Genomic DNA, 23,226 nt, shown 5'->3' with positions numbered 1-23,226 from the left:
AACTACAATAATAAATATTTATAGCAGAGAGACCGACAACATCATCTCTTCAATTTCTTAGAAGGTAACTTAAACTAGTCATCCTTAGCTCGTTTTGTTCTCTCGTCTTCTATTCTTAAAATGGAGAAATTTCTTAATCATAGCATCAAAATAATGTAAAAAAAGAGTGGAATAGAATGTATTTTAAATTCATCGTCCCACTTCACTAAGTTTAGTAAGAAGAACTGGGATTGAAAAAAGCTTAGCACAAGCGCATTTTCAACTCAGTCATCGACTGTTAACATATTAAAAATGCCCAAGACACTTAATAATGTCCTGGGCTTTTTTATCTATTTGTTCAAGAAGTTACGTATATATTTCTTGTTTATTTATATAGTCATTATTGTGGTTTTAAAATGACTTTAATATTGTTATCTTTTTTCTGATCGAAAATATCATACGCTTGTTTTGCTTCTTCTAAAGGCATGGTATGCGTTATAATTTCTGTTGGATCAAACACTTCATTTTTAATCATTTCATATAATTTTGGCATTTGATGAATAACTGGCGCTTGACCACTTTTTACTTGAACATCTCTATTAAAAATTAAATCTATTGGAAAATTATCTGCAGGTGTAGCATAAATACCAGTTAATTGAATGGTACCAAATTTTCTTACTGATTCTGCTGCTGTAATAATTGGACTAATATTACCGCGTTGTGCTGAATTTGAACTCATCTCTAAATCATCTTGAGCGACTTGTCCATCCATTCCCACACAATCTATCACAACATCTGCACCACCACGTGTAGTTTCACGAAGTAATTTTCCGATATTATCTTCTTTAGAAAAATTATACACTTCAGCACCATTGAATTTTTTCGCATGGTTTAATCTATGTTCCACATTATCAATGGCAATCACACGTTCAGCACCTTTTAATTTAGCAAATTTTTGTGCCATTAAACCGATTGGACCACAACCTAGAACAATAACAGTATCACCAGATTTTACGCCCGCATGTTCTACACTCCAATAAGCTGTTGGGACAACATCAGATAAAAATAATACTTGTTCGTCTTTCAAATCACTATCTGGAACTTTGAAAGAAGAGAAGTCAGCAAATGGAACTCTTAAATACTCTGCTTGTCCTCCCCAGTGATTCCCGTGCATGGCACCAAAACCGAAAAGTCCACCATTGTCCATTTTCCAATTTGCAGGGGATGGATTAGAGTTGTCGCATTGAGACTCCATATGGTTATTACAATAGAAGCAGTCACCACAACCGATGTTAAAAGGTATAACCACTCTATCCCCTTTTTTTAAGGTCTTAACGTCTTTTCCTACTTCTTCTACAATTCCCATTGGCTCATGTCCAATAACAAAGCCAGGATCCATAAATAAATCGCCTTGATGATAAAGATGTAAATCAGAACCACATATACCTGAAGCGGTTATTTTAATAATTGCATCTGTTGATTCTTCTATCGTTGGATCGTTTACTTCACGAACTTCCATATTTTTATGACCTTGATAAGTAACTGCTTTCATTAATATCGCCCTCCTCCTGCCAATCTACCCCTTGTAACATATTATAAACGCTGAAGAGTCATATATTATGTTGAGATGATATAGATATGTTCGAATTAGAGGTTATTTTAGTAGAAAGGATATAGACGCATCGATGTTACATTCATTTATGGAAATGAAGAAAAATTAGGGGAGAGTCTTGTAACAACAGGACTTAAACGTGAAGACGTATTTATCACTACTAAATTATGGTTAGACGATTTTAGACGAGACAACGTAGAAAAAGAATATCATTAATCATTAAACAATTTTAGTTTAGATTATTTGGAGTTATATTAAGTACACTAACCAGATACAAATGAGGTGGTAATGATTGATACATGAAAAGGGAAGAAAGATTTATATCAATCAGACAAAGTTAAAGTATTGGATTAAGTTACTTTAATAGAGAAGTTTTGCTTTAGAAATTTACATGATGATGAGCAATACTATTGAAGAAGATAAAAAAAGAGATTATACCATCCGTATAATCCCCGTAGATACATAATATATAATTGAACTCCCAACTCATACATAGTCTTTCTCCTAAGGCCATTATGCGACTATTCGTTTTATTTGTCTATGTTCAAATATATTAATAATAAAAAATGAGTATAACATTTATATAAACGTGTGCATTGTTTTTATACTATCTGCCTAGTTAGACCATGAGAAATGACATACTTAATCAAGGCCATAAGCAAATTTGATTTTATATAGTTCATGGTCACTTAAATGAAATTCATTAGTATGGAATACATATTTGCCAAATATATTTTTAGCTTCTTTAGGTGAGATAATATATTCATTTTTTAATTTTTCTAACTCTTGAGCTACACTTGTTGCAAAATTATATTGATCATCACGTGTGTGATAATCATTAAAACCATTTTCTGATTGTTTTATTAAGTTTTCTATTTGAGTTGAATTCTTATTATTTCTTGATAATCTAGATTTTCTAAGTCTTTCTAAAGTTCTCATTGCTTTAGCGTATTTATCTTCGATTGCTTTTACTCTATTTAATGTTTTTAATGAAGTTCTATTTGGTGTAACGCGAGGTGATGAATCATAAGCATATTTATCTTCAATTGCTTTTAAAGTTTCATTAAATTTATCTGTAGCTTGATCTTCATTGTTTTGACTTGCTCTATTTAATTCACTATATGCATTTTGTATCTCTAATTGCTTGGCGACTTCTTTTAAATATTGTGTTAATTCATTCATCTAGACAAACTCCTTTATTTAATGTTCTTTATTGAATATTTTCTCTATCTGTATATATATATCACTTAATACATATAATAAAACATTATGATTTAATTATAAATTGTTTAACAGGACATAATTATTCAGTATTAAGACCATTAGATATATTAAATGTAAAAAACGATAACAATCAATATTAAATATTGTAAAAAGTATAGTTGGAATCTATAACTGATGAACTGTTTATCTTAAATAGTGAGAGAAAGACTAACAGAAACTTAATATAATAGTTAAGTAATAAAAAAATGCCCATATCTCATGGGCATTTTTATGATTACATTGTACTGATATCAATAACAAAACGATATTTAACTTTAGATGCCAACACTCTTTCGTAAGCATCATCAATATCATCTGCTGTAATTAATTCAATTTGTGGGGCGATATGATGTTCGGAACAGAAATCTAACATGTCTTGCGTTTCTTTAATACCACCGATAGCAGATCCAGCAAATGAACGGCGATGACCAATTAAATTAAATACTTGTAAGGATACAGGCTCAGCTGGGGCACCAACATTAACGAGTGTACCATCTAAGGCTAATAATTTAAGATAGTCATCTATGTCTAATTTTGCACTTACAGTATTAATAATTAAGTCAAATGAACCAGCAAGTTCTTTAAATGTTGATTCGTCACTTGTTGCATAATAAGCTGAAGCACCAAATTTTAAACCATCTTCTTTTTTATTTAACGTACGTGATAACACAGTCACGTTAGCGCCCATTGCATGTGCAATTTGAACTGCCATATGTCCAAGACCACCCATACCAATGATTGCTACATTTTTTTTACCTTCATAGGCTTTCCAATGATTTAAAGGTGAGTAAGTTGTAATCCCCGCACATAGTAAAGGAGCAGCAACCTCTAAACTGATATTGTCAGGAATACGTAATACGAAATCTTCTTGGACAACAATATGTGTTGAGTAACCGCCTTGTGTTTTCTCACCATATTTGTCAGTACTTGCATAAGTACCTACACTTCCATTTAAGCAGTATTGTTCTTCGTTATTTTTGCAGTTTTCACATTCACCACAAGAATCCACCATACATCCAACACCTACACGGTCGCCAACTTTATATTTAGTGACGTTAGGACCGACTTCTTTAACAATACCTGCAATTTCATGACCTGGTACGAGTGGATAATCGACAGGCCCCCATTCTTCTCGAGCAGTATGGATATCAGAGTGACAAATACCCGCATATTTAATTTCTATTAATACATCATGTTTATCCAAATCACGACGTTTAATTTCAGTAGCGAAAAATTCAGAATCTGGGCCATTTACAGCTCTTGCTTTTACATTCATCACAGTCATTTCCCCTTATACATATAAGATAGAATATACGCGTTTGTATGATTCTTCATATTGACAATAGAGACTTAGATTAATTAAGTCAACACATTGAACTCAATATGTATAGCACAAGGTGATTTTAAACTAATCGTTGTGAAGCATGTTTCAATGACTTCATATTAGAAAGGAAAATAAAAACAGATCAATAGGCTTTTAATAAAAATGTAATTATATTGATAACATGTTGAGGGACATCCAAGAGACAGCTCTGATAAATATAGAAGTGGAGGAACAAACGATGAACATTGGTATTATTGGGGCAACAGGTAAATTAGGAACTAAAGTATTAGATGAAGCACAACAACGTGGACATGAAGTCACTGCGATTGTAAGAAATGTTGCTAAATTAGATGCTGATAAAGATGTTAAAGTGATTGAAAAAGATGTATTTGATTTAACTTCAGACGATATTAAAGATTTAGACGTGGTAGTCAATGCATTTGGCGCGCCATTAGGTGAAGAAGAAGTGCACGTTGAAGTAGGACGCATATTGATTAACATATTAAAAGATGTAGATACAAGAGCCATTATTGTAGGGGGTGCTGGTAGTCTATTCGCAGATGATGCGCATACTATACGTGTTATGGATACACCAGATTTCCCGGAAATAGTGAAACCAACAGCTAAAGGATCAAGTCGTAACTTACAAGACTTACAACATGCTGAAGGAATTACTTGGACCTTTATTAGTCCATCAGCGGAATTTGACTTTGAAGGTAAACGTACAGGCACCTATACGTTAGGAAAAGATCAATTATTATTTAATAGTAAAGGTAATAGTTATATCAGTTATGCAGATTTTGCTATTGCTATAGTAGATGAAGCTGAAAATAAAGCGCATATTAATGAACGTTTCACAGTTGTTGGTGAAGAAGAATAATAGTGACTCTAGATGCCCTTTAGGAGAAATAATTAAAAAGGCCAATCTAAATTAAAAGTAATTAGCCAAAATATAATGGTAGCCATAAAAACATTAAATGAACTGTTTAAAGAATGTCCTCCTATGTATCTACATGATGGTATTTAGGAGGATATTTTAGCGTGAGACTACATTATTTTGTTTTTTAATAATAGATTCATAACTCATTAATTATATAAAAGTAGGGTATTAAATATAGGAAGACTTTAAAGGAGAGAATTATGATTAATATTAAAAAAGTTACAAGAATTGTATTACCTTTAGCAGGTGGAATGGTTATTGGGAGATTAACAGCTAAAGCTCAAAATGATTATAAACATTATGAAAAACCACCTTTTTCACCTCCAGCTAAAGTATTTCCAATTGTATGGCCACTACTTTATACCTCAATGGGAGTAGCTTATCAATTATCATATGCGCATGCAGCTCATAAAAGAGAGAAACAGTCTATAACACGTGCTCATTATGCACAATTAGGATTGAATTATGCGTGGACGATACTTTATTTCAATTTAAAACTGAGAAAGACATCTTTAATTGAAAGTTATGTATTACTTGCAGCTGGAAATATTACTGCACATCGTTTTTATGCATCTAATAAGTATGCTGGTTTATTAATGTTACCTTATGTCATTTGGTTAAGTTACGCAAGTTATTTAAATGGAGGTAATTTAATCTTAAATGAAGATAAACCAGGTTATACTAGGGATTAACACTGAGTGATATGTATGACAGAATATATAGTAGGATATATTAAGTGACAGTAGGAGATTAATTTTAAGTATTATTCTTTTATAAATTATGTAAAAAAAGCACAAGCACGTATACATACATGCTTGTGCTAAAATTTATGTTTAAACAGGGACAACATTTGTTGCTTGTTCGCCACGTTGACCTTCAGTGATGTCAAACTCTACTTTTTGACCTTCTTCTAAAGTTTTATATCCATCAGTAGCGATACCTGAGAAGTGAACAAACACATCGTCACCGTCTTCTCTTTCGATAAATCCAAACCCTTTTTCTGCGTTAAACCATTTAACTGTACCGTTATTCATATAGAATACCTCCAAGTGCTTTTGCACATCATATTTGTAACAAATTCATAAATTAAAAGAGAATATTCTATAAAAATATACTACAATCCAAAATACGAGCTTTTATTACGTGAAACCAACTATACACCTTTTGAATGAATAAGTACAGCATTATTTTGAAATTTAGCATAATTTCTTTTGGAATTATAAAAATACATAGATAACAAGACTAAGATTTATAATTTATTAAGATCGTTATTTTACATATATCGAATAAATATATGTAAAATGAATGCTAAGGTGGCGAAACATCTAAGATTTTAATTACTTTTTAATATATCCTAAATTGCCACCAACAGTTTCATAAAAATCAAAACGCATGCCTGATTTGATAACTGAGCCATTTAAATCTTTATCTAAAACTGTAAGGGCTAATTTTCCATTAGGTAAATTCTTTGTTGTAAATTGAACAGTATATTCTCCAGATTTAAAACGATGTTTCTTAATATCTAATACGATGAATTGAGTTGGATTTTTTCGATGTTTTACTTCTAGATACTTTAACTCAGAGTTTTTAGAAAGTATTTTTAAGAACACCTTATCATTCTCTTGAGAGATTTTTAGTAATGTAGGATGCATTCTTTTTTTGTAATGTGTTCCTTTAAACGAATAGTAATATATATCGTTTTTCTCATGAAGCGGCTTATCATCTTTTTTAAGATAGAATTTAACAAAACTGATAATGTCTTCTTTATTCCCCTCACGTATTAGTTTGATGGCTTGTCGGTTTAAATCATCATCTGCATAGTCTAAAGCATCGAAATGTTCATCTACCATATGAATGATATTTTGAAAAATAGGAAGTAACTCATTTATGTTTTTAATAAAGCTTTTTTTATAGAATTTAGCTTCTAAAACATCTTTATTAATAATACGATATAGTAAATTAGGCATTAATTTATTATTTTTATACTTACTCATTAAGTGACGATAGGCTTCACCTTGCCATTTCATACGATTAATATGTGTTGATTTTTCTGATTTTACTAAAGAAATATTATCGTCGTAACGGTTAGCACAATAAACCACATCTTGTGTTGTACTAATACGTTTAGTATTGAAAAAGACTTCTGCGAAAAATTGTAAATCTTCTCCAAAAATCATTTCTGGAAATTGAATATGATTCTTTTTAATGACGCTAGCTTTAATCATACGACCAGCAGGTGCTAAATGATAAAATGATTTTCTAAAGTGTTTTAAATCTACTTTATTATATGCAATTTTAGATAGAGCAACGCCACTTCTAGCTATGCGATCACTATGCACATATTTTGTTAAGCCTGTAGCATAGTCTGTCTTGTTTGTTTTTAAAAGTGTATATAACCTTTCTAGAGCATCTTCAGGTAACCAATCATCACCGTCTATAAACATGATGTACTTTCCCTTACTTAAATCAATAGATAAATTTCGTGGTTTCGCAGGTGTACCCGAATTTTGATCTAATTGAATAAATTTGTAATTAGAAAAACTGTCTATTTTTTTAGAAACAATATCAACGGTTTGGTCAGTAGAACAGTCATCCACCACGATTAATTCAAAATCTCTCATATCCATCGATTGTTTTAAGACACTATCTAATGTTTTATTAATAAATTTTTCTTTGTTATACGTACTAATTAATACACTTACTTTAGGCCTATGATTGATTTCTTTACTCTTTATAACCTTCATTTTTATACTCCTTTAATTAGTAATCTTTTTGATAATCTAATGTATTTTAAAAAGTAGTTAAAATACAAATAATAATCTAATTATATTTAATATAATCAATTTTTTCTATCGTTATTTATTGTAATAATCTAATTATAGATTATGTTATATATTTTGTTTTTAAGTATTAATATATCTATTATCATCACAATAATCTTTAATTATCTATAAAAATACCTAAATTAGGTAATTATGATATATATGAGATTAGAAAATAAAATGAACTCTGATTTATTTATAGGAAATGCGAGCGTTCTCAAAGAAACTCAAAAATGTTATAATTACAGTTGAAAACGATTCCAACAAATTGTTATTTGATATAGCTATTTAATTATTGAATTAAATGACTATATCAAGTAATAAATAGGAGAGATAGAAATGAAAGATACAGATCAAATACATACTAAAAATACTGAAGAACAAGGTATTACGCTACCCTATTTAAAAAAAGCAGTTATTTTTTCTATTACATTTGGTTTCTTCGGAGTAAACATGGCATTTGCACTTCAATCAGCAATGATGGGAAGAATATTTCAAACGCTCGGCGCCGATCCTAATAATTTAGGTTGGTTTTTTATTTTGCCGCCATTAGCAGGAATGATTGTACAACCACTTATTGGATACTATTCTGATAGAACTTGGACTAGATTTGGACGTCGGATGCCGTATCTTTTAATTGCTGGTCCCATTGGAGCGATCGTATTAGTCCTACTACCTAATGCAGGTTCGTTTGGATTTGGATATGCATCACTTATGGCGTTGTCATTTGGTGCAATCATGACGTTACTTATGGATTTGACGTCAAATGCGTGTATGCAGCCCTATAAAATGATTATTGGAGATATGGTAAACGAAAAACAAAGAGATATGGCCTGGTCATGGCAACAAATCTTCTCAAATTTAGGTGGTATTATTGCTACACTATTACCATTTTTACTAACAATTATGGGAATGAGTAATGTAGCGCCTAAAGGGGAAGTACCGATGACAGTAAAAATAGCTTATTATATTGCAGCAGCGGTATTACTCATTGCTTCTATTTGGACGGTTCTTTCCGTTAAAGAATATGAACCTAAAACATATAACTATTATCACGGCATTTCAGATGACAATAGGAATGAGAAATTAAATTTATGGCAACTGTTAAAAACTGCGCCTAAACAATTTTGGCAAATTAGTGTAGTTCAATTTTTTAACTGGTTTGCATTAATGTATCTCTGGACGTATTCAACAGGTGCAATAGCAAAAAATGTATGGAATGCGACAGACCCTTCTTCAGCAGGATATCAAGCAGCAGGGAACTGGTATGGTGTGTTATACTGTATACAATTTTTAAGTTCAGTTATTTTTGGTTTTGTCATTGCAAAATCTAAACCCTCTCAAAGAAAATTTTGGTATAGTTTTGGATTAATTTTTGGTGGATTAGGTCTTATTTCAATGTTCTTTATTCATAACCAATGGTTACTCATTATTTCATTTATATTCATTGGTATTAATAACTTAACGATGAATACTCAACCATTTACACTATTAACCGAAGCAATTGATGGAGAAAATTCAGGTGCTTATCTAGGCTTATTTAACACAAGTATTTGTCTACCACAAATTGTTGCTTCTGTAGTAAGCTTTGCACTTTTCCCACTATTAGGAAGTTCAATGCCTGCGATGTTATTATTTGCAGGAATCATGATGCTTCTGGGTGCAATCTCAGTTAAATTTATTAACGCAAAATTTGAATGAAATACTAAAAAATAAAAAATTTATTTATAATTTGTAAGAGCGAAAAATAATTTTTCGCTCTTTTTTTATAAAAACTATCCGCAATGTTTCATAAACAATATCATTGATGTCATTAAAAATTTAATGCATTTAAGGAATATCAAACTTTGAAGTATAGGTGAGGACATACGCGGTAAATCACTCGCCATAGAAAAGTCATATCACACATCATTCATTTAATTCATATTGACATTATTAAAAATCTCTGTACAATTTAAATCGTAATAATTACGATTTAAAAGGAGAGAATATAAATGAGTAAGATACCTGTAACTGTATTAAGTGGTTATTTAGGTTCAGGGAAGACAACGTTATTAAATCATATTTTAAATCATCGAGAAGGCCGTCGTATTGCAGTTATTGTGAATGATATGAGTGAGGTTAATATTGATAAAGATTTAGTTGCTGATGGGGGTGGACTGTCTAGAACAGATGAAAAATTAGTTGAACTATCTAATGGATGTATTTGTTGCACGTTACGTGACGATTTATTAAAAGAAGTTGAACGACTGGTACATAAAGGCAATATTGATTATATCGTTATTGAATCTACGGGCATTTCTGAGCCAGTACCTGTAGCGCAAACGTTCTCGTATATCGATGAAGCGATGGGAATAGATCTCACTTCGATTTGTCGTTTAGATACGATGGTTACGGTCGTTGATGCGAATCGATTTGTTAATGATATTCATTCTGAAGATTTACTTGTGGATCGTAATCAAGGTGCGGATGTGACAGATGAACGTTCAATTGCGGATTTATTAATAGACCAAGTTGAATTCTGTGATGTACTTGTATTGAATAAAACAGATTTAGTTACAAATGAAGCGCTAGATAAATTAGAACATATACTTAGAACATTACAACCAGATGCAAAAATAATTAAAACAACGCAGTCTCAAGTAGATATTAATGATGTCTTAGATACAGGACGATTTGATTTTGAAAAAGCTAGCAATTCTGCAGGATGGATTAAGGAGCTAACAGAAGGCGGCCATGAGGCACATACACCGGAAACTGAAGAATATGGTATGAGTTCGTTTGTCTATTCAAGACGATTACCGTTTCACGCGAAACGTTTCAATGATTGGTTAGAACAAATGCCTCAAAACATTGTTCGTTCAAAAGGTATTGTATGGCTTGCGCAATATAACGAGGTTGCGTGTTTACTGTCACAAGCAGGATCGTCATGTAATATCAGCCCAGTTACATATTGGGTTGCATCAATGCCTAAAGAAAAACGTGAAGAGATACTTGCTCAACGTCGTGACGTAGCGGAAAGCTGGGATATTGAATATGGGGATAGAAAGACACAATTTGTCATTATTGGTACCGACTTAGATCAAGAAAAAATCGAAAAAAAACTCGATGAATGCCTGCTAAATAGTAGCGAAATGAATTCTGATTGGTATCAACTTGAAGATCCTTATCATTGGAAAATAAGAAAACCTTAAGAAATAATGGATATTAAACAAGTTATGATGATAAAAATATTGATTACAACTTTCATATAAACATCATACAACTTTTCGTAATATGGTATTGCCTTTTGTACTGAAAACGATAAAGTTTAAAATATTATGATGGGTCATTTTTTAGTTTAATACAATAAATGATTAATATAATTAAAGAGGAAACGACGAGATTATCGTCATTTCCTCTTATTTTTTATGGCATCATTAATTTAATACCTCTAATGATATTTTTTAAAAATAGCACCAGTGCCCATATAAAGAAAATAACTGCGATGAGGACTGCAATGATCCAGCCGATACCGTGTTCACTATTTACAAAAGCTGGGGAAATAGATAGGGTTACTAATCCTAATACCACCATAACCCAACTCATGATGTGATTGAATAACGCATTTCTAGCATGGGTCGAAGCTGGTGGTTGTGCGACGATCCATACAATAAGTGGAAATAATACTGGTGCAAAGAAGACACTTAAATAGCTAATGCCTCCTAAAATATCATTTTCTCTATAGTTTTCATTTGGCATATCATGATCACCTCAATTCTATAAAAACATATAATAAAATAAATAGTAAGTAAGATATTCTAAAATTACAACACTGTAAGTTAGTATAAGGTTGATGTTGAAAATAGTTAATTAAATATTTTGATGAATATAGCATATAAATGTATTAAATTGTACAATATTAATATATTAACTTTTAAAAGGTGGATATTATGCGGGAATTTTTAAATCTGTTAGGGGCATTACTAACAATGATCATTACATTTAGCATTTCAATTTTATTTAGTTTCTTAATACCTTTAATGGTCGAAGGAAATATTTTAAACATGGGGAAATTAAATCATCCGACATTTATTATGTTGTGGATTATTTTTAGTGTTATATTCAATATTATTATTCTTATTTTAGCTTTTTCAATGATTCAGTTTAGTAGTGACTTTGTAAATAAAATGAAATTAATGGCGATGTTAACTTTTTTTGTAATTATTAGTTATGCAAGCTTTAGTCATATAGATATGCAAGCTTTAACTGATCATTTAACATTAACGAGTTCTAAACATACCCGAGAGTTATCAATCAAACTTTTACCATTTGTTTTAACGATATCATTAGGATGTTATAGCGCTATTTTATCCTACTTACAGTATCAAATTGATAGCGAAGAACGTATGATATAAATTTTGAAAGCGCTTTACATATTAATACTAATTTTTTTGAAATAGTGCTAAAATAAAGATGAGAACAGATAAGGGGGAGATTAAAATGTTATCATACAAAAACATTTTAATTGCAGTTGATGGATCAAACGAAGCAGAATGGGCCTTTAATAAAGCCGTTGATGTAGCAAAACGTAATGATGCAAAGCTAACGATTGTGCATGTGATTGATACAAGAACATATACCGCTTATGAAGTGTACGCATCTCAATTCGATCCGTCTAAAGAGTATTCTGAGAAATTACTTGAAGGCTATAAAGAACTCGCTGTTACAGAAGGCGTGACAAATGTAGAAACACGACTTGAACTTGGCCCACCAAAATTACTCATTCCTAAAAATTTAGCAAATGAATTGAATGTTGATTTAATTATGTGTGGTGCTTCAGGCTTAAATGCAGTCGAACGTTTTATGATTGGTTCAGTATCAGAAGCAATTGTACGTCATGCGCCATGTGATGTATTAGTCGTACGTACTGAAGAAATTCCAGAAGACTTTGAATCAAAAGTAGCAACTCCAGAATTTAGAAGACGATATTTTGAAAGTTCAGACCATAAATAATAATGATTTAATATATGACTTCATTCTCACGAAGTAGTGAGGATGAAGTTTTTTATGGGAAGTATAAATCAAGAGATGATTTTAGATAAAATATAAAATATGGTATCATTTTTATTTAAGTGTCGTGTTCTAAATAATGGCGCACAATCATTTAAAAATATAAATATAAAAGGAGAATCATATCAACGTGAATCAAATGAAACAACTGTTTATTAAATTTGTTGAACCATTAACGAAGATAGAGTTTTATCAAAATTTACTAGCCAATATTTTAATTATTATTGCCTATATCTTATTAGGTATGATTGTTATTGCAATTTCTAGAAAAGTAGTAACAAAATTTTTTAAAGTCAATGAGAAGAAGAAGACACGTTATAAAATTAAAAGAAGTGAGACACTTTCAACACTTGTTCAAAATTTAATTAGTTATGTTGTTTGGTTTATTGTTCTTACATCGGTTCTCTCTCGTTTTGGAATTAGCGTCTCAGCTATTTTAGCTGGAGCCGGTGTCGTTGGTTTAGCCGTTGGTTTTGGTGCCCAGACTGTTGTAAAAGATATCATTACCGGCTTTTTTGTTATTTTTGAGGGACAATTCGATGTCAGCGATTATGTTCAAATTAATTCATCAGGTGTAACGATTGCAGAAGGAACCGTACAAACCATAGGATTACGATCTACTCGTATTCAATCTGATACTGGAGAAGTGTATACCTTACCTAATGGCACAATTAGTGAAATTGTAAATTATTCTAAGACAGATGTATCACCCCTTATTGCAATTCCAATTTCTCCAAATGAAGATTATGACGTTATTGAAAAAGAATTAAAAGCATTCTTACCAACATTAAAAGATAAATACGATATGTTCGTTGCGGCACCTGATCTACTCGGTTTAGATAGTATTGATGGTAATGAAATGGTAATTAAATTATTAGCTCATGTTAAACCGGGCATGCATTTCCCAGGCCAACGTTTATTAAGAAAAGAAATCATAAGTTACTTTAATGATGTAGGAATTCATACGCCTAAACCAACACTTGTGAAATTAGAAGATGAAGAAAAATAAACAAATGCTTATCATCATAGGTTTTTAAAATTTTTCCATAAGTTCTTTATAACAACTTTTAATGATCAAAAATTCATTTAATTATCATCATATAAACGGATAAATAATTAATAATTTCTAATTATTTAAGATTTGCCTACATTACACTTTGGGTGTAATATCAAACTGTAATAAATAGAAAGGGATGATAAGTAATGTGGGTGAAAGACTTTTATTATGATGGTAATGAGTACATCAATAAAACTGTATGGGAGTACATGTGTAAAGATAATGTGACGTTTGATAAAGCCATTGAGGTGCTTAATTTAAATTATAAAGATGCAGTTGCGAATGAGAGGGACATTCCAAATTTAGACATCGAGAGAAAAAGTATTGTAACAAGTGACTTTTGGTAAGCAATGGCTATATCAATAAACAGCAGTTTCTACGTCAAATACGTAGAAACTGCTGTTTTATTATGTTCTATATTTAAATTGTTCAATCGCATTTTTAATGTCATCTCGAACACGTTGGAATTCTGACCAATTTTTTCCGGCTGGGTCATCGAAGCTCCAATGTTCTTTTTTAACACCTGATGGAATAGTAGGACAATGTGCATCAGCATGACTGCATAATGTTACTACTAAGTCTGACTGTTTTAAAATCGTATCATCAATTAAATCAGAGGTATGAGTTGAAATGTCGATACCCACTTCTTTCATGGCTTCAACTGCCTTAGGATTAACACCATGTGTTTCAATGCCTCCTGAATATACATTCCACTCATCACCTAAAATTGCTTTTCCAAAACCCTCAGCCATTTGGCTACGACAAGAATTCCCTGTACAAATAAAATAAATGGTCTTTTTGATCATGATAAACCTCTCTATCTATAAAATTAATCTGACTTTATTCTACACTAAACCTAACCATTTCCAATACGTTAAGCTAAATAAAATCACAAGAATATAACCTATAATAGTGAGGGGGATACCTGATTTTAAGAAATCTTTAACAGTAAATGTATCCGTACCATAGGCCAACATATTTTGTGGTGCACTCACTGGTAATAAGAATCCAAAGCTAATCACAAATTGTTGTATTAAAACGAAACCGATAGAATGATCGCCTAAACCTAATGTTGAAGTTAATGAAATAAATACTGGGATCAATGCAGATGATAAGCTTGTTGCACTCGCAAAGCCTAAATGAATTAAAATATTGAATAATGTAATGAGTGCAATCGTTGCGATAATTGGTAACCCTTTTAGGCCCATTAATCCAAATGTTTTATCACTGAGCCATTGAGCAGCGCCTGTTTTAAGTAAAACGTTACCAAGTGAGATGCCTACACCAAAGACGATAATTGTTCCCCATGGAATTTTCTTTTCAACGCCTTTCCAAGTAATCACACCGATTTTAGGCATTAACATCATACCTAATGCAATTAGAGTAACACTTGCTGAATCGATAGGGTGAAGTACTTTTTCGGTAGACCAAAAGATCAGTAATAAGATAGAAATGACAATGAGTCGCCATTCTCTAGCACTCATTGGGCCTAGTTCGTTTAAGTCATGTTTAATCAATTCTTTACCACCTTCAATGGCATCTCGTTCAGGTGGCATCACTTTCATCATAATGAAATATAAGGCAATAGACATCAGTATAGACCATGGTGCAGCGTATAAAAACCATTCACCCCAAGACACGTTATAACCTAAGTTTTGATTAATGAAATTGATAGCGACGATATTTTGCGCAGCGGCAGTTTTAATACCGATATTCCAAATCGATACAGCTTGTACGGATGTAATAATAAGAAGTGATGCTAGTTTACTATCTTTACTCACTTTAAAGGCTGCAATCATTCCAAGTAAAATGGGTACGACAGCACCAGCACGAGCCGTAGCAGAAGGTACAAAAAAGGCTAATACAATTGATACTAAAATTGCACCGATAACAATATTTTTTGTTTTATTTCCTACAATTGAAAGGACATAAAGTGCTAGTCGTTTATGAAGATTGGTTTCTTGCATGGCAACTGCTAAGAATAAAGCGGCGGTCACAAGTGCCACTGCAGAAGTAGAAAAACCACTAAATGCCAGACTCAGAGCATTGTTTGTTCCTAATAATTCGCTTCCCTTAAGAATGGTGTCTCCACTTTTAGGATGACCAAGTTGTTCTGATAGATGTTGAACAGGACTAAAGCCAAGTAACAATATAATAAGCCCTAAAATTAAAGTCGCTGAAACTGGATAAGATACTGCTTCAGTAACCCACATGATTACGGCAAAAGCAAGAATGGCAAGTGCTGCTTTAGCCATGACCGGTAAGCTACTTGAAGTAGGTAGTAATAAAATCATTACTAATACGATAAAACTAATCACAATCCATAAGGGTTTATATCCTTTATTTGATTTCTCTTTTTTAGATTGATTAGTGATTTGATTCCCCTTTGTCATTATTATCGTCTCCCTTAAAATAGTTACATTATTATTTTAACAAGAAAACGCTTTATTTTAGGAGTTACATTTTAAAATACACAAAATTTTCAAAAAACTATTATTTACAGTTAATAATCATAGAAATATTGAGATGAAAAAGAGCGAAACACTGAATTCAATGGGAATTCTGTTTCATTCTGTTACTTATATATTAAAGCCGTCCGAAACCATTTTCCTTAATATTGTTAACTTGATCTAAACTAATAGTTTGTTCTTGAGGTTCAGTAATATGGATATGTTGATCATCTTTAATTTTATCTATAGCAATATATTCTCCACTCATTGTTTCAACACTTTTTCTGACTGTAGTAAAACAACAATTATAATTATTTAGTAATTTTTATTTTTTAATCGCCCATTGACAATTTCGATATGAAATGCGATTATTAAAGCGTAATAATTACGATTTAGGAGAGAAGAAAATGATTAAGAAAAGTTTAATGTTAGTCTTCATCAGTATTTTAACGTTGTCACTTGTAGCTTGTGGAACATCCAATAGCGGTAGTGAGACAGATAAAAAATCAGAGAACAATGAAAAACTTGAGGTAAAAACGACAGTATATCCGCTTAAATCGTTCGCACAACAAATTGGTGGTAAATACGTCCATGTTGAATCAATCTATCCGAATGGAATGGATCCACATACATATGAACCGAGTCAAAAACAAATGGTAGATATTGGTAAATCAGATTTATTTGTATATACAGGGGATAATCTAGACCCAGTTGCTAAAAAGATTGCAAATGCGATGAATGATAAAAATAAAACATTATCATTAGAATCATCTTTAAATAAGACCGATGTATTAAAAGGCGAAAAGGATGAACATGAACACGGTGAGCACGAGGAACACGAAGAACATGAACATCATCATGGTAAATATGATCCTCATGTTTGGTTAGATCCTGTATTAAGTCAACAATTTGCGAAAGATATAAAAGATGAATTCGTTAAAAAAGATGGTAAACATAAAGATGACTATGAAAAGAATTATAAAAAATTAGTTAGTGATTTGAAGGATTTAGATAAAGACATGAAACATGCGGTTAAAGGTCAAGAAGGTAAAACAGTATATATTTCACATGATTCTATCGGTTATTTAGCTGATCGCTATGGCTTTAAGCAAGAAGGCATCGAAAATATGAATGCTGAAGAACCAAGTCAAAAAGATCTTACAACTATTGTAAAACAAATTAAAGAGGATAAGGTAAACTATATTCTAGCTGAAGAAAATGTGTCGAATAAAGTTGCAGACACGGTTAGAAAAGAAACACATGCAAAAACAATTTCATTTTATAATATGGGTTCTCATACTAAACAACAAGACAATGACAGCAATACGTATCAATCATTTATGAAGAAAAATATTAAAGCTATTGAAAAAGCATTAAAAAATGAATCTTAAAATTAAAGTATATTAAAGTAAAGAAGTAAGATAGGAAGATCAAGTCAATTCTGTCTTACTTCTTGTTTTATAGACTTCCTTTTTCAGAAAAAAGTGGTATATTGAATTTAAATAATATGTAGAACATTATTTATTATTTTTAAGAAGTAAGGCTTTATCACTAATAGATTGGAAGGGGACAACATCATGAATATTTATAAACTGCGTTACCAACATCATAAAGACATTGTAGATGACAATATTTTAACTGTATTTGTATTAGCCAAAAATGAAGAAGATGTAAGAAAATTTGCGAAAACGGTAAATTACAAAGTTGAAGATGTTAAACACACAACATATGAAGCTTATGAAGAAGCTAAAGCAAAAGGTGAAACGTATCGCCTTGAACATGCAGATACATATATTAGCTAAGTCTGTATAACTAAAAATGATAACTAAGGATAAATATCGATGAGTATAAGGTTACACTTAAAACTTCTTTTTGCATAAAAAATGAATGTAATCATGCAAAGAGAAGTTTTTTTATGTATTATTATCTAATTTTTTTAAAAATTCTAAAGAAATTGATTTTAAAAAAATGTATAATATCTATTATGACTTTAAGAGGAAAACGAGGAAAGACAATGAAACAGAAACTTACATTTAAAGAGAATCTCTTTATTGGATCGATGCTTTTTGGTTTGTTCTTTGGAGCAGGAAACTTAATTTTCCCACTTCATCTAGGGCAAATGGCAGGCGCGAACGTATTACTTGCGAATTTAGGATTTTTAATTACAGCAATCGGGTTACCATTTTTAGGAATTATTGCTATCGGTATTTCTAAGACGAATGGTGTATTTGAAATTTCTTCACGTGTAAGTAAAATTTATGCATACATATTTACGATTGGTCTTTATCTTGTTATTGGCCCCTTCTTTGCTTTACCAAGACTTGCAACAACATCATATGAAATTGCGTTTTCACCATTTGTTTCTCCAAGCAGTGGAAAATGGATTTTACCTGTCTTTAGTATTTTGTTCTTTATTGTGGCTTGGTTCTTTGCACGTAAACCATCTAAAATCTTAGACTATATTGGTAAGTTCTTAAATCCAGTCTTTTTGATTTTATTAGGTATCGTGGTCGTACTTGCATTTATTCACCCAATGGGCGGTATTAGTCATGCACCAATAAGTCCTGACTACAATAAAAGTGTATTATTAAAAGGTTTTATCGATGGATATAATACATTGGATGCACTGGCATCACTAGCATTTGGAATCATTATTGTAACGACTATTAAAAAATTAGGTATTACAAACCCTAATGATATCGCTAAAGAAACAGTGAAATCGGGAGCCATTAGCATTATTGGCATGGGTGTAATCTATACACTTCTTGCAGTAATGGGAACAATGAGTCTTGGAGAATTTAAAGTAAGTGAAAATGGGGGCATTGCTCTTGCACAAATTGCCCAACATTATTTAGGTGATTTCGGAATTATTGTTTTATCACTTATTATTATTGTAGCTTGTTTAAAAACAGCAATTGGTTTAATTACAGCATTTTCAGAAACATTTACAGAACTATTTCCTAAAACGAACTATATTGTATTAGCCACTATTGTTAGTATATTAGCATTTATATTTGCGAATGTCGGATTAACAAAAATTATTATGTACTCATTACCCGTATTAATGTTTATTTATCCATTAGCCATTACACTTATTTTATTAACATTAGTAAGTCATTTATTTAATAACTCGCCAATTGTGTACCGCTTTACTACATTATTTACAGTGATTGCTGCATTTTTTGATGGTATTAAAGCGAGTCCAGAACCTTTTGTGAAAACGAACTTCGCACAATCATTAATCGGTTTTGCTGAGAACTATTTACCATTCTTTGATATTGGTATGGGATGGATTGTCCCAGCATTAATTGGATTTATTATCGGACTTATTGTCTATAAAGTTCGTGGCAACAAACACGAAGTTCAAGCATAATTAAGCCATTTACTATAAGCTATAAGAAGTTGAAATCATACGATCTTATAGCTTATTTTTTATATATTTAAAGGTATAAATATATTTATAAAATGCATTAAAATGAAGATAATAATGATTTTGAGGAGAAATAAAGATGGACTATAAAATAGATAAAACATGGGCAATCTTTTATAAAGCCTTAGCGCATAAATTGTTAGAATATCAAAATTGTCGTGATCAATTGATTGAGAAAATACGAGAACTTTATATTAACACTCAAATCAATATGCCTAAATTAGAAATTAATAATGAAATGATAGATATGGATCCATTTACTGTGTTTGGATTATTTAATAAGAGTTCTATGACTAAAAAAAATAGAATTAAAATTATAGAAGAAATGGCCAAACTATTTGATGTGAAAGCAGATATACCACGAAATTTTGATGGTATTCCGACAGTGATGAATTTACGTGCTACATTTTATAATTTTAAGAATGATCGTGAAGCACAAGACATTGAAAATTTATGGTCGTTGTTTGAAATTGCTTTATTGTATTCATCAGATAAAAGCGAAGATAATGAAAATAACTTTAAGAGAAAATTTAATCAAGTGATGGCTCAGCCTGGAATCGGTATGGGTAAGTTAACCAGTGGATTATTTTGGATTGATTCTGACACATTTGCCAATTTAGATTCTCGAGCGATTTGGTATATTTTTGAAGAAAGCGAGATAAGTACAAAGTATATCAATTTTGAAGTTAACTTAAAACAATCATTAACTGCAACAACGTATTTAATGATGATTGAAAAATTAAAATTATTTTTAAAAGACGATAACTATTTGAATGATTTTATTGATTTAAGTTATGAAGCATGGCGCAAGTCAAAGGAAGTCAAGCAAAGCTCAAAAGTCAAAGATATCGATGCAGATAAGGGTTTAGAAGTCGTGAATTATTGGATTTATTCTCCCAAACCACAAGATGTTGATTTTGCTTCTTTTATTGAGAATGGAGAAATGTCTATTGGATATAACGAGTTAGAAGATTTCTCGAACTATGCATCTAAAGAAGAGATTAATCAAAAATTACAACAATTGAACCACAATCAGCATCATTATATTCATACGGTTAATGCCATATGGGAATTTAGTAAAGAAATGAAGCCTGGGGATATTGTATATGTGAAAAAAGGACAGACTGATATTGTAGGATGGGGCGTTGTTTCATCAAATCATCAATATAAAAATGATAAAAATATCATTCAGCTTGTTTGGAAGGAGAAAGGAAACTGGAAGATTCCAATAAAAACATTAAATAAGACGCTCACTAAAATTACGCCATATAGTGAAACGATTCGGAAATTTAATGAGTTATTTTCAGTTGAACATTCTGATGGATTGGTTGCTACACAAACGACTTATCCCGTTTATACAGCAGAACAATTCTTAGACGACGTATTTATGAATGAAGAAGACTATGACACGCTTGTACAATTAATGAGAAGAAAAAAGAATGTCATCTTACAAGGGCCACCAGGTGTAGGTAAAACATATGCAGCTAAACGATTGGCTTATTCAATGATGGGTGTTAAAGATAAAGAACGTGTGAAACTTGTACAATTTCATCAAAGCTATTCATATGAAGATTTTGTGATGGGGTATCGTCCTACTGAAACTGGCTTTGAATTGCGTACGGGTGCGTTTTACAATTTCTGTAAGCAAGCAGAAGAAGATAGTGAGAAAAACTATTTCTTTATTATCGATGAAATTAATCGTGGCAATTTAAGTAAGATATTTGGTGAATTGTTTATGTTAATTGAAAACGATAAGAGAGGAATGGAAATAGAATTACTTTATGCAGATGAGAAATTCTGTGTTCCAGATAATGTTTATATTATTGGTATGATGAATACAGCAGATCGAAGCTTAGCCATGCTTGATTATGCACTACGACGTCGATTTGCATTTTTTGATATGAATCCTGCCTTTGAAACCATACAATTTAAACATTATCAAGAAAATTTAAAAAATCCACAATTTGATGCATTAATTGATACAATTCAAGCATTGAATGTCGACATTCGAGAAGATGATATGTTAGGTGAGGGGTTCGTCATTGGTCATAGTTATTTTAGCAATATAGTTAATATCACAGAATCTGAATTATCTAATATTATTGAATTCGAAATTATTCCATTATTAAAAGAATATTGGTTTGACGATCCTTCAAAAGTGGATATTTGGAAGGTACGTTTAAGGGATGCGATTCAATGATTAACATTCATAATATTTATTATATGTTGTCTTATGCGTTTACAGTTTTGAATAAGAAAGGCTATCAACATATAGCAACAGAATCATTTAATAATGTGGCAGATTTGTATAGTGCACTTCTCATTAAAGGCGTATCGAGTCAATTAAAATATGGTCTTCAACATGACTATTTAGAATACAATGACTCGCTTAATGTGATACGAGGAAAGATTAATGTCACAGCATCCATAAAACAAGGAACGATGATGCATAAACGGTTAAATTGCACGTATGATGAATTTTCAATTAATACGTATATGAATCAAATTCTAAAAACAACAATGCTTAATGTTCTAAAATTAGATATTTCGCGCACACGTAAAAAAGCGTTAAAACGACTGCTGATATATTTTGAACACGTAGATATATTAGATTATCGACATATTGATTGGCAGTTACGATTTGATCGTCATCATGAAACATATCGTATGTTAATGGCTATTTGTTATCTTGTTACGCAAGGACGAATTCAGTCAGAAAGAAGCGGTTCAAGAGAAACAATGATGTTCGAAGATGAACAACAGATGGCGCGTTTATATGAACGGTTTGTTAGGGCTTATTATAAAAAGGAATTTCCACAGTTAAAAGTCACCGCGTCTCATATTCCATGGGCCATTGATGATGATCATCGTCACATGTTACCGACAATGAGAAGTGATGTCATGCTCACTTATGGCAAACAATGCTTAATCATTGATACGAAGTATTATACGTCCACGTTACAACAATATTTTGATACAAGAACGATTCATTCTGGAAATTTATATCAAATATTTGCGTATGTAAAAAATGAAGCACTTCATTTAAAACCTAAGCAGATAAATGTTGCGGGGATGTTACTGTATGCGAAAACGGATGAACAACTTGTACCTGATAATACGTTTCAGATGAGTGGCAATACGATTAGTGTCAAAACATTGGATTTAAATCAAGATTTTATTCATATTGCTAAACAACTGGATAATATTGTATATAATTATTTTAAGATATAAAATAGTTAGTAGATATTGTAAAATTTCAACAATCCATATATGATATATGTAAATTAAAATGACAAT

The 23,226-nt window shown here is 31.3% G+C and carries 23 protein-coding genes; 14 read left to right on the top strand and 9 right to left on the bottom strand.

Features of this window, described 5'->3' with window-relative positions:
- Positions 1-379: 379 nt before the first annotated feature.
- A complete protein-coding gene (locus tag HMPREF2578_RS02600; RefSeq protein WP_049379057.1) occupies positions 380-1,531 on the bottom strand; it encodes a zinc-dependent alcohol dehydrogenase in 1,152 nt (383 codons plus the stop codon).
- Positions 1,532-1,660: 129 nt separating this feature from the next.
- On the opposite strand from HMPREF2578_RS02600, the gene HMPREF2578_RS11430 reads away from it, so the two are divergent.
- Entirely contained in the window at positions 1,661-1,807 is a 147-nt protein-coding gene (locus HMPREF2578_RS11430; protein ID WP_128805162.1) for a hypothetical protein, read from the top strand.
- Between the two features lie 426 nt (positions 1,808-2,233).
- Here the strand turns inward: HMPREF2578_RS11430 and HMPREF2578_RS02595 are convergent, their stop codons facing one another.
- Both HMPREF2578_RS02595 and HMPREF2578_RS02590 read right to left on the bottom strand, forming a co-directional pair.
- Positions 2,234-2,773: a hypothetical protein gene (locus tag HMPREF2578_RS02595; protein ID WP_070508261.1), complete on the bottom strand. Its 540-nt coding sequence runs from the start codon at positions 2,771-2,773 to the stop codon at positions 2,234-2,236.
- 316 nt (positions 2,774-3,089) lie between these two features.
- On the bottom strand, positions 3,090-4,133 hold the full coding sequence (locus tag HMPREF2578_RS02590; protein WP_070508260.1) for an NAD(P)-dependent alcohol dehydrogenase: 1,044 nt from the start codon (positions 4,131-4,133) through the stop codon (positions 3,090-3,092).
- 283 nt (positions 4,134-4,416) lie between these two features.
- Here HMPREF2578_RS02590 and HMPREF2578_RS02585 point away from each other — a divergent pair, with 283 nt between their 5' ends.
- Both HMPREF2578_RS02585 and HMPREF2578_RS02580 read left to right on the top strand, forming a co-directional pair.
- Positions 4,417-5,058 (top strand): NAD(P)-dependent oxidoreductase, encoded by a 642-nt coding sequence (locus tag HMPREF2578_RS02585; RefSeq protein WP_049417538.1) that lies wholly within the window; start codon positions 4,417-4,419, stop codon positions 5,056-5,058.
- A 260-nt stretch (positions 5,059-5,318) separates the two neighbouring features.
- Positions 5,319-5,810 (top strand): TspO/MBR family protein, encoded by a 492-nt coding sequence (locus tag HMPREF2578_RS02580; RefSeq protein ID WP_002454602.1) that lies wholly within the window; start codon positions 5,319-5,321, stop codon positions 5,808-5,810.
- Between the two features lie 141 nt (positions 5,811-5,951).
- Here the strand turns inward: HMPREF2578_RS02580 and HMPREF2578_RS02575 are convergent, their stop codons facing one another.
- Together HMPREF2578_RS02575 and HMPREF2578_RS02570 are read right to left on the bottom strand one after the other, a co-directional pair.
- A complete protein-coding gene (locus HMPREF2578_RS02575; RefSeq protein ID WP_017174716.1) occupies positions 5,952-6,152 on the bottom strand; it encodes a cold-shock protein in 201 nt (66 codons plus the stop codon).
- Between the two features lie 303 nt (positions 6,153-6,455).
- The gene (locus tag HMPREF2578_RS02570; RefSeq protein WP_070508259.1) at positions 6,456-7,862 is read right to left on the bottom strand and encodes a glycosyltransferase family 2 protein; all 1,407 of its coding nucleotides are present in this window, start codon (positions 7,860-7,862) and stop codon (positions 6,456-6,458) included.
- 417 nt (positions 7,863-8,279) lie between these two features.
- On the opposite strand from HMPREF2578_RS02570, the gene HMPREF2578_RS02565 reads away from it, so the two are divergent.
- Positions 8,280-9,641, top strand: a complete 1,362-nt coding sequence (locus HMPREF2578_RS02565; RefSeq protein ID WP_037541663.1) for an SLC45 family MFS transporter — start codon at positions 8,280-8,282, stop codon at positions 9,639-9,641.
- A 293-nt stretch (positions 9,642-9,934) separates the two neighbouring features.
- A complete protein-coding gene (locus HMPREF2578_RS02560; RefSeq protein WP_049416015.1) occupies positions 9,935-11,134 on the top strand; it encodes a GTP-binding protein in 1,200 nt (399 codons plus the stop codon).
- Between the two features lie 214 nt (positions 11,135-11,348).
- Here the strand turns inward: HMPREF2578_RS02560 and HMPREF2578_RS02555 are convergent, their stop codons facing one another.
- Entirely contained in the window at positions 11,349-11,681 is a 333-nt protein-coding gene (locus tag HMPREF2578_RS02555) for a hypothetical protein (protein ID WP_070508258.1), read from the bottom strand.
- 191 nt (positions 11,682-11,872) lie between these two features.
- Between HMPREF2578_RS02555 and HMPREF2578_RS02550 the strand changes: the two genes are divergently transcribed.
- The 4 genes from HMPREF2578_RS02550 (at position 11,873) to HMPREF2578_RS02535 (ending at position 14,396) form a co-directional block, all read left to right on the top strand.
- A complete protein-coding gene (locus tag HMPREF2578_RS02550) occupies positions 11,873-12,337 on the top strand; it encodes a hypothetical protein (RefSeq protein ID WP_017174721.1) in 465 nt (154 codons plus the stop codon).
- An 85-nt stretch (positions 12,338-12,422) separates the two neighbouring features.
- Positions 12,423-12,935: a universal stress protein gene (locus tag HMPREF2578_RS02545; RefSeq protein WP_061544159.1), complete on the top strand. Its 513-nt coding sequence runs from the start codon at positions 12,423-12,425 to the stop codon at positions 12,933-12,935.
- Between the two features lie 196 nt (positions 12,936-13,131).
- A complete protein-coding gene (locus tag HMPREF2578_RS02540) occupies positions 13,132-14,001 on the top strand; it encodes a mechanosensitive ion channel family protein (protein ID WP_093514785.1) in 870 nt (289 codons plus the stop codon).
- A 194-nt stretch (positions 14,002-14,195) separates the two neighbouring features.
- Complete coding sequence (locus HMPREF2578_RS02535) at positions 14,196-14,396, top strand: hypothetical protein (RefSeq protein WP_017174724.1); 201 nt, start codon at positions 14,196-14,198, stop codon at positions 14,394-14,396.
- A 60-nt stretch (positions 14,397-14,456) separates the two neighbouring features.
- Here HMPREF2578_RS02535 and arsC read toward each other — a convergent pair whose 3' ends face one another.
- The 3 genes from arsC to HMPREF2578_RS11280 all read right to left on the bottom strand — a co-directional run bounded on the left by arsC (position 14,457) and on the right by HMPREF2578_RS11280 (position 16,767).
- The gene (gene arsC, locus HMPREF2578_RS02530; protein WP_061544158.1) at positions 14,457-14,855 is read right to left on the bottom strand and encodes an arsenate reductase (thioredoxin); all 399 of its coding nucleotides are present in this window, start codon (positions 14,853-14,855) and stop codon (positions 14,457-14,459) included.
- A 39-nt stretch (positions 14,856-14,894) separates the two neighbouring features.
- Positions 14,895-16,442, bottom strand: coding sequence for an SLC13 family permease (locus HMPREF2578_RS02525; protein WP_070508257.1), 1,548 nt, complete (start codon positions 16,440-16,442; stop codon positions 14,895-14,897).
- Between the two features lie 193 nt (positions 16,443-16,635).
- Positions 16,636-16,767, bottom strand: coding sequence for a hypothetical protein (locus HMPREF2578_RS11280; RefSeq protein ID WP_256096037.1), 132 nt, complete (start codon positions 16,765-16,767; stop codon positions 16,636-16,638).
- 139 nt (positions 16,768-16,906) lie between these two features.
- On the opposite strand from HMPREF2578_RS11280, the gene HMPREF2578_RS02520 reads away from it, so the two are divergent.
- The 5 genes from HMPREF2578_RS02520 (at position 16,907) to mcrC (ending at position 23,160) form a co-directional block, all read left to right on the top strand.
- A complete protein-coding gene (locus HMPREF2578_RS02520; protein WP_070508256.1) occupies positions 16,907-17,890 on the top strand; it encodes a metal ABC transporter solute-binding protein, Zn/Mn family in 984 nt (327 codons plus the stop codon).
- Positions 17,891-18,076: 186 nt separating this feature from the next.
- Positions 18,077-18,301 (top strand): hypothetical protein, encoded by a 225-nt coding sequence (locus HMPREF2578_RS02515; protein WP_019835027.1) that lies wholly within the window; start codon positions 18,077-18,079, stop codon positions 18,299-18,301.
- A 212-nt stretch (positions 18,302-18,513) separates the two neighbouring features.
- Positions 18,514-19,872, top strand: coding sequence for a branched-chain amino acid transport system II carrier protein (gene brnQ / locus HMPREF2578_RS02510; protein ID WP_070508255.1), 1,359 nt, complete (start codon positions 18,514-18,516; stop codon positions 19,870-19,872).
- A 136-nt stretch (positions 19,873-20,008) separates the two neighbouring features.
- Positions 20,009-22,129, top strand: coding sequence for an AAA family ATPase (locus HMPREF2578_RS02505; protein WP_070508254.1), 2,121 nt, complete (start codon positions 20,009-20,011; stop codon positions 22,127-22,129).
- Positions 22,126-23,160: a 5-methylcytosine-specific restriction endonuclease system specificity protein McrC gene (gene mcrC / locus HMPREF2578_RS02500; RefSeq protein ID WP_070508253.1), complete on the top strand. Its 1,035-nt coding sequence runs from the start codon at positions 22,126-22,128 to the stop codon at positions 23,158-23,160. Before HMPREF2578_RS02505 ends, mcrC begins: the two co-directional genes overlap by 4 nt.
- The last annotated feature ends 66 nt before the right edge of the window (positions 23,161-23,226 follow it).

Origin of the sequence: Staphylococcus sp. HMSC072H03, from assembly GCF_001809305.1 — a bacterium.
Classification (GTDB): domain Bacteria; phylum Bacillota; class Bacilli; order Staphylococcales; family Staphylococcaceae; genus Staphylococcus; species Staphylococcus hominis.
The sequence above is the reverse complement of the archived record's forward strand: the minus strand, read 5'-3'. Positions and strand labels throughout refer to the sequence as shown.